This window comes from uncultured Nevskia sp., from assembly GCF_903885465.1.
GTDB lineage: Bacteria > Pseudomonadota > Gammaproteobacteria > Nevskiales > Nevskiaceae > Nevskia.
The window spans coordinates 20,948-31,067 of record NZ_CAISIQ010000074.1 but is presented as its reverse complement, the minus strand read 5'-3'; the positions used below and the strand labels follow the sequence as shown (position 1 = coordinate 31,067).

Below are 10,120 nucleotides of genomic sequence, written 5' to 3'. Positions count from 1 at the left end.
GGACTGCCGGCCACTGCCAAGCGCTTCCCGGTCTGCGCATCGAAGGCCATGACATGGCCTTCGACGCCTGCAAGCGGTCGGAAGATCGATCCGATGACCGCGAAGCTATTACTTGGGACTGATCTTGTTGATCTTCGAACCTTCAAGAGACACATCGGCGATCAGGCCTTCTTCGCTGATCACGAAGCCGAGTATGGATTTCTTCAGGGTGTCGCTGTCGTAATCGCCGCCAGCACCCTTCTTGACCATGGCGACACCGGTATCGACTCCGATCGACCAGCCCTTGCTGGCAATGAAGTCATCCAGCGACTTCTGCGTCATGAACAGAAGGAGCTCGCTGTGCTTGGCGACACCGAGGGTAAGACCGACGGATGCCGACGTCAGGCTGTAATAAGCGACGGTCTTCCCCTTCGCCTGCAATGCGCCTTCTCCGTACTCGCCGGCAACGCCTGCACCGGCCTTGATCACCCGCGGAAACACCAGAATACCGGCGGCCTTCTGTTGGAGCGCTGCGTGTGTCCCATTAAGGGCATGGAATTGCTTCAGCGTTTCGTCGACTCTCTGGTCGATCGCGGCTTTGCTGTCGGCGAAAGATGCCGTGCTGGTCAGCAAGGCCAGAATGGCGAGGCTGCTCGCCGCCAGTAGTCTCTTTGCGTTCATTTTCGTTTGTGTCCGGTATTGAGTGTGTATCGAAAGGTGCCGTACTTCACTGAGCGCGGCACTAAAGAAACGGTAGCGGCGGATCATCCGGGCGTCGGTGCGTCATCAAACTAATCAGCGCCATTCAGGAAAATCATCGCCTGCAGATGTTGATGACTCCCCTCTGCGGGCTGACGTACAGACTCTGGCGGCAATGGCGCTCAACGTCCTCGCTTCTCGAAGGGACAAGACCGATGAATATGAAAACCGATAGCCAGCTTGAACAGGACGTGATCGCAGAATTGAAATGGGAGCCGGCGGTTAACGCTGCCAATATCGGAGTCGAAGTCAAGAACGGTGTGTTGACCCTGACGGGAAGTGTCGACAGCTACTCGGAGAAATGGACCGCGGAGCACTCGGCATTGCGTGTCGCTGGTGTCACTGCGCTGACAGTAGCACTTGAAGTAAAGCTGCCTGGCATGAGCAAGCGCGCCGATATAGATATCGCGCGCCTGGTCGAGAACGTCATAACCTGGACGACTCTGGTACCCAGGGGTTGCGTCAAGGTTATGGTCGAGAACGGCTGGGTCACGTTGTCAGGTCAGGTCGAGTGGAGCTTCCAGCGCGAGTCGGCCCTTGCGGCTGTACGTCACCTGACAGGTGTCGTTGGTGTGAGCAACGACATCGCGATCGAGCCGAAGGTCTCAAAAGCGTCGGTCAAGACGGAGATCGAAGCAGCCTTGACTCGCAGTGTTTGCGCCAATGCCAACAGGATTTCGGTCGAAGTCCATGGCTCGGAAGTGACCCTGTTTGGCAAGGTTGATACTTGGTCGGAGCGTTCGATTGCCGAACAATCCGCTTGGGGAACGCCGGGTGTGCGGAAGGTGATCGACAATATCACCGTCGTGTATTGAATCAAGGCTTGGTGCCTACCGACTCAATACGCGACGCGTCGGGCGCCTTTACTCGACTTCATCTGGGCAAGACAAGCCAATCGTGCGTGCCGAGAACGCAAAGGTCAAAACGCTCTATATCGCTGACGGCATCAACGAAGCCACCCGCGAGGATGGTCGCGACTGTCGGCGTAGCGATTAGCCAGAACAGCGCCTTCTCTGCCGAAGCCGTCGGCGTTGTGGTGATGGAAAACTCACTGACCAAGGTCGACGAGTTCATGCACATCAGTCGGCGGATGCGGGTGATCGCGCTTCGAAGCGCCGTCGGTGGTATGGCGCTGAGCGTCATCGGCATTGGCTTCGCCGCTGCCGGTTTCTTAAGTCCCGTCAATGGCGCCATCGCGCAGGAAGTCATCGACGTGCTGGCCGTGCTCAATGCCTTGCGCGCGGCATTTCCACCGAAGGTGATTCATGACCTGTAAAGAGACTGCGAGCAGATTTTCAACGAGGCACTTCGATGAATGAACTCAGGTCGTACAAGGTATGGGATGCGCCGACGCGCTGGTTCCACTGGATCAACGTGCTGTGTGTGATCGTTCTTGCAGCGCTGGGACTGGTGATCCTGAATGCCGGTGCCTTCAAGATACCCAACGAAGGCAAGATCCTGCTGAAGACGCTGCATGTCTGGGCAGGCTATGTCTTCGCAGTCAATATCGGTGTGCGCATCGTCTGGGCGTTCGTCGGCAATCGGCAGGCCCGCTGGCGGCAGATACTCCCCGGCAGCCCCGGCTACTTTGCGCGGCTGGGCAGCTACGTCAGCGCATTCGCAGCGGGCCGCCCGGAGCATTATATCGGCCATAACCCGCGGAACGGACCTCTACTTCCCGCCCATTGGACACTGGATCGCACAGTGGATTGCCGCGCCGGGAGTCGATCCGGCGACCTTGGTTCCGTACTCGCCGGAGCTCTACGACAAAGCTGCGTACGCCAACATGCGTTCGATGCGCGAGCCCGTCGCGACGCTGCATCTGTATGGCTTTTTCGTGCTCGCCGCAATGATCGTTATCCACATCGCGGCAGTAGTCATCACCGAACTGCGCGAGGGCGGTACGCTGGTTTCCGCGATGTTCACCGGGCGCAAGATCGTTTCAGGGCAACCCGTCGATGCCCCTGACCCATCAACCAAGAGAAATCCTTGAGCTGAAATTTCGAGCGATGCTGCAGCGCCCGGCGCTCTTCCGGAATGAGTGATTGCGAACCGACACTGACGCGTCTGGCCGCTAGTTTCCCGTGTGGAAACCCTTTCATATCGGACACGCCAGGCTCAGCCATGACATTCAGCGAAGCAGTAAGCAGCCAGCCATTCCCCCAGGATTTCGATTCGCCCGCGTCGAGCGATTCATCCGCCGAAACGATCGTGGTGAAAGATCGTACTGTCGTTGCCGCGAAATCGAGGGCCTATCTTGTCGGTGGTGGAATCGGATCGCTGGCAGCCGCCGCGTTCATGATCCGCGACGGGGGATGGGCGGGGAGCAGCATCACAATTCTGGAGTCCTTGCCGCTGATGGGCGGCAGCCTGGACGGGGCAGGCACCGCCGAGAGCGGCTATTCCCTGCGCGGCGGTCGCATGCTGACGACCGACAACTACGAGTGCACCTGGGACCTGTTCAAGTCGATTCCGTCCCTGGAGCATAAAGGCCTGTCGGTGTTCGACGAGACCGTTGCGTTCAACGAGAAGCTGGTCTCGAATTCGATGGCACGACTGGTGGACCGGCGTCGCGCCAAGGTTCCGGTGAAGTCGATGGGTTTCTCGATGCAGGATCGCGTCGAGCTGCTCAAGCTCGCGACCGCCAGCGAGGACGTGCTGCTTGCGTCGCCGATCACGGACTGGCTATCGCCCCAGTTCTTCGAGACCGAGTTCTGGTTCATGTGGGCCACGACCTTTGCGTTTCAGCCCTGGCACAGCGCCGTGGAGTTCAAGCGCTATTTGCACCGATTCATGCTCGAGTTCTCGCGCATAGAAACCTTGGCGGGGGTCAAGCGCACGGTCTACAACCAGTACGATTCCCTGGTGCTGCCGTTGCTGACCTGGCTGAAAGGGCAGGGTGTCCACCTGATCAACGGTTGCAACGTCACCGACATCGATCACCGCTATCAGGGTGGGCAGGTCGTGCTGACCGGCCTTCATTGCCTGCAGGACGGCAAGATCGGGGTGATCGCGGTGGAGAGCGACGATCTGGTCTTCATCCAGAACGGCTCTATGACCGATTCCTCCAGCCTTGGCTCGATGACGATTGCCCCTGAAAAGTGGGTCAAGCAAGAAGGCGGCGGCTGGACCTTGTGGGAAAAGCTGGCGGAGTTCGGGCAACAATTCGGTACGCCATCGACATTCAACAGCTGCGTTGCGATGTCGTGCTGGGAGTCGTTCACCGTGACGCTGAAGAACCCAATGTTCTTCGAGGAAATGTTCCGTTTCAGCGGCAACGACGCGGGGATCGGCGGTCTGGTCACGTTCAAGGATTCAAACTGGCTGATGTCGATCGTGCTCGCGCACCAGCCGCACTTCATCAATCAGCCCCGGGATGTGCAGGTCTTCTGGGGCTACGCCCTGTTTCCGGACCGCGTTGGAAATTTCGTGCCGAAGGCGATGGCCGACTGCAACGGAGCCGAGATCCTCCTCGAACTCTGCGGCCATCTGCGCTTTGACCTGGAGATGCTGGCATCGGCCAACTGCATTCCCTGCCGGATGCCGTACATCACCAGCATGTTCATGCCGCGCGATTTGTCCGATCGTCCGCTGCCGGTTCCGCCGGACTCGAAGAACCTCGCGCTGATTAGCCAGTTCGTCGAGATCCCGGGAGATGTGGTGTTCACGGTGGAATATTCGGTGCGCGCTGCGCAGATGGCTGTGTACGAGCTGCTCAAGATTGATCGGAGGATACCGCCGATCACCCCCCACGATCATTCGCTGCACACGCAGTTCGAGGCCTTGATCAAGGCCTTTAGTTGACGAGGACCGCGCTAGTCACCCCCCGGCCTTTCAGGGACGCTGGTTGCTTGCTACTGCCTATCGATCGAAGGGGTTTCTTGCTGCTACTGGCGCTGGGAGCCCAATTCGTTGCCGCCCTGGTAAACAGAAGGGCGTTGGCGCTTCTCGTTGATCCGATCACCGCTGTGCGGGTCAGGTAAGGCTGGAGACGCAAGGTTTCCTTCCTGACCACGGAGTAGCACTCGCAACTTGAAGTTTCGAGTTGCGCCCGGTTGAGCACCCGGATCTGACCGCGACGATATGCGATCGCTCCCACTGATTGAAGCTTGAGAGCGACTTCGGTAATGCTTTCGCGCCGCACACCCAGCATGTTGGCGATCAGTTCCTGCGTCATGTCCACCCGATTGTCATCGCAAAGATCCAAAGAACCGATAAGTCTGCGGCAAAGGCGTTGGGTGATTGAATGGTGCCGGTTGCAGACTGCGTTCTGGGCCATCTGTGTCATCAGCGACTGTGCGTAGCGAAGCACCTGCACCATCAGTTCACCGTGACAATTGAACTCCGCCATCAATCGATCCGTTGGCAGCCTGTATACGCAGCACTCACTTCTTACAATCGCCCGGTTCGTCGTGGTGCGGCCGCCCATGAATAATTCGACGCCGACCAGACCCTCATTGCCAACAATGGCGACTTCCGCGGCCCCGCCTTCCCGCGTTTCGCATATCAGTGACACGATTCCATCTGCGGGAAAGTAGATGTGATGTAACGGCTGTCCAGATTCGTGCAACACATCGCCACAGTGGAGAAATACCCGTTCCAGATGAACTGAGATGCGCTCTTGGACTTTCGCCGACAGGACAGCGAGAAGCTGGTTTTGCATCGTCGAACATTGGGCCACGTCGATCACCTCACTCAATTGAGATTGAAGTGTCGTTGACGTCGTGCAGGCCAGCATTGATCTGGGTCATAGGCAGTTGTTCCCGACCTTCGGCGATCTCGCACGGGTGGGCCTCGGTCTGGCCTTCGATGCCGGCAGGCCCGCGGGGCGCCGTCGGCACAGATGTCCTGCACGCCGTTCAATCAACCGCAGATTGCACGCTGCCCCGGTCGCACAGGTTTACGTTGCCGGGTGCGGTATTGCTTCGGCGCGCTGCGTGTGCCGCCTCCTGCCGGAGTATTTGCATGTTTCAGGGCATCAGAACTGCAGCGCCAATGAACCGTCCGGCGCGCAGATCGGCGAGCGCCAAGTTGGCGTCGCGCAGGGCGTAGCGGGTGGTCTGGGTGACGATGCCGACCTGTGGCGCCATACGCAGAAAATCGAGACCGTCCTGGCGGGTGAGATTGGCAACCGATACCAGTTGTCGCTCCTGCCATAGCAGCCTGTAAGGAAAGCCGGGAATGTCCGTCATGTGGATGCCGGCGCAGACAACGCGTCCGCCCTTGCGGACAGCGCGCAGCGCGAGCGGAATCAGGGCGCCCACCGTTGCGAAGATGATCGCCGCATCGAGGGGTTCCGGAGAAGGCTCGTCCGACCCGCCGGCCCAGCCTGCGCCGAGACTGCGAGCAAATGACTGGGCAGCAACATCGCCGGGGCGGGTGAAGGCGAACACCGAGCGTCCCTGCCAGATCGCGACCTGGGCAACGATATGCGCCGCCGCGCCAAAGCCGTAGAAACCGATGTTCCTGCCGCTACCGGCCATCACCAGTGAGCGCCAGCCGATCAGTCCGGCGCAGAGGAGCGGCGCCAATTCTTCGTCGCTACCGACCTCGCCGAGCGGAAACGCATAGCGGGCATCGGCAACGACCGAGCTGGCAAAACCGCCGTCGCGCGTATAGCCCGTGAAGCGAGGCTCGTCGCAAAGATTCTCCCGATTCGAACGGCAGTAGACACAGATCCCGCAGGTGGAACCGAGCCAGGGAATACCGACTCGCTCGCCAATCTGGAGCTCGGCAACGCCGCTACCGATCGCATCGATGCGGCCGACGATCTCGTGTCCCGGAATGATCGGCAGCACGGGGTCGGGCAGTTCGCCGTCGACGACGTGAAGATCCGTGCGACAGACCCCGCAGGCGCCCATCTGCACCCGAATCTCGCCGGGGCCGGGCTGGCGATCGGGAAGTTCGGTCCACTCAAGCGGTGCACCCAGCCGGTTCAGCATCATGGCCTGCATCACGCCCTCCCGATTGGCAACACGCTCGCCGCTAGTGGGAGACGAGCGCGCAGCGATTCGCACTCAGCAACAGATCGCCGGTCACGCCGCCCAGTGTCCAGTCGTGCAGTCGACGGTGTCCGTAAGCCCCTGCGACGATAAGATCAGCGTTGTGTTCCTGGGCAATCAGATTCAGCCGCGCGATGTCGTCACCCGTCGACGGCGACGCAAGAAAGCCTGCGTCGACGCCATGCCGACGCAGCCAGTCGACCACGTCGGCAAGTCGAATACTGGCCTCCGCCAGATCGACCTCGCGTGCGATCGCGATCACCGTCACCTGTTCGGCATTTCGCAGCAATGGCAGCGCATCGAAGACGGCACGACGTGTCTCTCGCGTCTCCTTCCAGCCGATCACCACGTTATCCAGCCTCAGTGTGTCCGTGGTATTCGGCACGATGAGGACGGGACGCCCGGCGTGCATGACCAGATCGCCCATGTTCAATGCCCTTGCCGCATCGAACAGCTCGCCACTGGCAACGCCGGTGATGATGAGATCGGCACTGCGCGACTGAGTTGCCAGATAGTCGGCGATCGATGCGAATTTCGCTGATGAGCGCCATTCGACCGACTTGACGCGGTTCAGAAGCGCGCTGCGAAATTCTGCTTCCGCGTCCCTCATTTCCTCCCCGATTTCTTCGCGGTCCTGCTCGGCCAACTCTAAGGAAACGTAGCTTCCGCCATAGACCATCCGCATCGACTGGCAGGCGGCGATGCCGATCACATGGGCGTGGAAGCGTTCCGCCAACTGACCGGCAATCTCCAGCAGTCCGGTATTCGGTCGCTCGAGCTCCAGGTGAACCATCAGGCTCAGGTAGTTCACGTTGCGCCTCGCGTCGATGCTCGAGTGCCGCGCAGAACTTTCAACCCGCCACCGCTTCCTTGGTCAGCTCCCATGCCTGCTTGAGCTTGGCGCTGCGTCCCTGGTAGGCGCTGCGCATCGCCTTGACGCGATGATCGAGCTTGGTTTTGACGTCACCTTTGGCCTTCGAAAGCTGGTGTTCCAGCGCCGTGAGTTTGTCTTTGGCCTCGTGGTCCAAGGCTTCGACGCGGTGCTTGGCGCGCTTCACGGCCTCGTCCAGGCGGTGCCTGGCTGCAGCCACCTTGGTCTTCAGCTTCAACTTGGCGTCGCCACTGGCCTGCTCGAACTCGGACTGCAGGTCCGTGATCTCGGACTTGAAGGCTGCGATATCGCGGTCGAAGCGGGCGTCGGCAACCTCGGAGCGTTCGCGGCGGAAGACCACACCGCCCACAGCTTCCATGCGGCTGTCGACCGGGGTGATCCAGTCCTCGTCGATCTCGGCGATCACGGCTACCTTGCCCGGCTTCAGAAACGTCTCCGCCTCTTCGACGAAATCGAGACCGACGCCGGCCACCCAGTAGTCCCGCAGAGCACCGACGAGCGTTCCCGTGACCGCGCCGACGGCCGCCCCTGCAGGCCCACCGAGCAGGCCAATGAGGGCGCCGACGCCGAAGCCGACGCTGGTCCCGACCGGCTCCTGACCCGTCGCCTGCTTCAGGCTGATCTTGCCGTGCGCGTCCTTGGCGATCACGCCCATGGCATAGAGGCTGATACCTGCCTCGGCATCGAGCTGGCGGAGCGCACGAGTACCGGCCACGGCGGCGGTCTCGTTGTCGAATACCACGACTAGCATTCTGTTCATTTTGAATTCCTGGATGACGGCTTGCGGTTGCTTGGCAGCGGCAACCGGCATTGAGTGGGATGTTCGTGCAGACCGTCGGCAGCGACGTGTGGCGGTACTGGTGCTTACCAAGCTGATCGCTCTGCTCAGGCTATGCGGTGCGCTGACCCACATAGATCGTTTCGGGGCTGTCAGGGAGAGTCGCAGGCCCCGAGCCTCGGTACCGCTTCAGCCGGAAGCGGGCGAGTGGCGCGACGGCGACGCTGCTTCCGCGCGCAGCATGTACAGGCGCCGAACGATTCCGGGGAGCAGGTCCGGAAGATCCTCGGCGATGAGTCCTGGACCGAATTCGCTCGCGGCCGCGCCATGCATCCAGACGGCGGCGGCACCGGCGAGAAATGGCGTCATGCCCTGTGCCAGCAGTCCGAGCAGCATGCCACTCAGGACATCGCCGGATCCGGCCGTCGCCAGGCTCGGCGGCGCGTTGGTGTTGATCACGGCACGACCATCCGGCGCGGCGATGACCGTATCGCTGCCTTTCAGGACGACGACTGCGCCACATCGACGAGCAGCGGCAAGGCTGCGCGTGAGCTTGTCTCCGCCAGCATCGAAAAGCCGGCCGAACTCCCCATCGTGAGGCGTCAGCACGCAGGGCCCGATGATGGCTTGGTCAAGCACCGCAGGCTCCGTCTGGAAAGCGGTGAGCGCATCGGCGTCAAGCACCGTGGGGCGGCCGCTGGCAAGCATCGACAGCGCACGGTTCCGCGTCTCTGCCGATGGACCTGCACCAGGTCCGATCAAGAAGGCTGTGAAGCGCGGATCGTCCAGCAGCGCTGCGAAGTCTTCGGGCGCAGTAAGGGGATGGACCATGATGCTGATCAGTGCAGCTGCATAGATTGGCAGTGCCACGTCAGGCACCGCGATCGTCGTCAGTCCCGCACCCATTCGTGCCGCTGCACGGGCTGCCATCCTTGCGGCACCGGTGATCGGATAACCCCCGGACACCAGGGCATGACCGCGGGTGTACTTGTTGCCTGCGAGCGTCGGCCAGGGCAGATCGGAAAGCCACAGGGCAGGATCGTTTTCGAAGCTGTTGGGGACGATCTGCTCGAACACCGAAAGCGGAGTTCCGATGTCCGCCACGATCACCTCACCGCACAGCCCTCGACCGGGCATCAGCACATGACCTGGCTTCTTGCGGAAGAAGGTGACGGTCAGGACCGTGGAAACGGCACCCAGGGCTTCGCCGGTATCGCCCATCACTCCGCTGGGCACGTCGATCGCAATCAACGGAACCCTTTTCTTCGATGCAGCGGCCAAAGTCAGCGCCGCGGGCCCGGTCAGCGCCCGGCTGAGCCCGGAGCCGAAAACCGCATCCACGACGAGCTCGGCGCCCTCGAGCGCGACGGGAGTCAGCGCTTCGATGGCGCGCTGCCAGCGTTCCGCATGATGGCGCGCAGCGCCGACAAGACTATCGAATGAACCGAGCAGGGCGACGCGTACCGGCCATCCGGATTCGGCAAGCTGCCGGGCGACGACGAAGCCGTCTCCCCCGTTGTTGCCCGGCCCGCACAGCACGATGACCGGGCGGGCCGTCCATCGCAGCGTGATCGCTTTCGAGACGGCCGTGCCTGCGCTTTCCATCAGATCGATCGACGGCGTGCCGGCGGCAACGGTCAAACGATCTGCCAGCGTCATCTGCCGAACGTCGAGCAGCGCGGTTCGCCGATTCATCACGACTTTCCCGGT

The 10,120-nt window shown here is 61.2% G+C and carries 10 protein-coding genes; 4 read left to right on the top strand and 6 right to left on the bottom strand.

Features of this window, described 5'->3' with window-relative positions; all coding sequences use genetic code 11:
- Nucleotides 1–108: 108 nt before the first annotated feature.
- Nucleotides 109–747 carry a lipid-binding SYLF domain-containing protein gene (locus tag QZY06_RS02825; RefSeq protein WP_295679909.1) on the bottom strand — a complete coding sequence of 213 codons (639 nt, stop codon included), beginning with the start codon at nucleotides 745–747 and terminating at the stop codon, nucleotides 109–111.
- Between the two features lie 146 nt (nucleotides 748–893).
- Between QZY06_RS02825 and QZY06_RS02820 the strand changes: the two genes are divergently transcribed.
- The 4 genes from QZY06_RS02820 to QZY06_RS02805 all read left to right on the top strand — a co-directional run bounded on the left by QZY06_RS02820 (nucleotide 894) and on the right by QZY06_RS02805 (nucleotide 4,542).
- Nucleotides 894–1,553, top strand: a complete 660-nt coding sequence (locus QZY06_RS02820) for a BON domain-containing protein (protein ID WP_295679907.1) — start codon at nucleotides 894–896, stop codon at nucleotides 1,551–1,553.
- A 152-nt stretch (nucleotides 1,554–1,705) separates the two neighbouring features.
- Entirely contained in the window at nucleotides 1,706–2,014 is a 309-nt protein-coding gene (locus QZY06_RS02815) for a hypothetical protein (RefSeq protein WP_295679905.1), read from the top strand.
- A gap of 35 nt (nucleotides 2,015–2,049) precedes the next feature.
- The gene (locus QZY06_RS02810; protein ID WP_295679902.1) at nucleotides 2,050–2,706 is read left to right on the top strand and encodes a cytochrome b/b6 domain-containing protein; all 657 of its coding nucleotides are present in this window, start codon (nucleotides 2,050–2,052) and stop codon (nucleotides 2,704–2,706) included.
- A gap of 156 nt (nucleotides 2,707–2,862) precedes the next feature.
- Nucleotides 2,863–4,542 (top strand): oleate hydratase, encoded by a 1,680-nt coding sequence (locus tag QZY06_RS02805; protein ID WP_295679899.1) that lies wholly within the window; start codon nucleotides 2,863–2,865, stop codon nucleotides 4,540–4,542.
- On the opposite strand, the gene QZY06_RS02800 is transcribed toward QZY06_RS02805, so the two are convergent.
- The 5 genes from QZY06_RS02800 to QZY06_RS02780 all read right to left on the bottom strand — a co-directional run bounded on the left by QZY06_RS02800 (nucleotide 4,535) and on the right by QZY06_RS02780 (nucleotide 10,105).
- The gene (locus QZY06_RS02800) at nucleotides 4,535–5,428 is read right to left on the bottom strand and encodes a Crp/Fnr family transcriptional regulator (RefSeq protein ID WP_295679896.1); all 894 of its coding nucleotides are present in this window, start codon (nucleotides 5,426–5,428) and stop codon (nucleotides 4,535–4,537) included. The two genes, QZY06_RS02805 and QZY06_RS02800, sit on opposite strands and share 8 nt — an antisense overlap.
- 280 nt (nucleotides 5,429–5,708) lie before the next feature.
- The gene (locus tag QZY06_RS02795; RefSeq protein WP_295679894.1) at nucleotides 5,709–6,692 is read right to left on the bottom strand and encodes a zinc-dependent alcohol dehydrogenase family protein; all 984 of its coding nucleotides are present in this window, start codon (nucleotides 6,690–6,692) and stop codon (nucleotides 5,709–5,711) included.
- A 31-nt stretch (nucleotides 6,693–6,723) separates the two neighbouring features.
- Nucleotides 6,724–7,551 (bottom strand): universal stress protein, encoded by an 828-nt coding sequence (locus tag QZY06_RS02790; protein WP_295679890.1) that lies wholly within the window; start codon nucleotides 7,549–7,551, stop codon nucleotides 6,724–6,726.
- A 40-nt stretch (nucleotides 7,552–7,591) separates the two neighbouring features.
- Complete coding sequence (locus QZY06_RS02785) at nucleotides 7,592–8,443, bottom strand: DUF1269 domain-containing protein (protein WP_295679887.1); 852 nt, start codon at nucleotides 8,441–8,443, stop codon at nucleotides 7,592–7,594.
- Between the two features lie 156 nt (nucleotides 8,444–8,599).
- Nucleotides 8,600–10,105 (bottom strand): NAD(P)H-hydrate dehydratase, encoded by a 1,506-nt coding sequence (locus QZY06_RS02780; protein ID WP_295679884.1) that lies wholly within the window; start codon nucleotides 10,103–10,105, stop codon nucleotides 8,600–8,602.
- Between the last annotated feature and the right edge of the window lie 15 nt (nucleotides 10,106–10,120).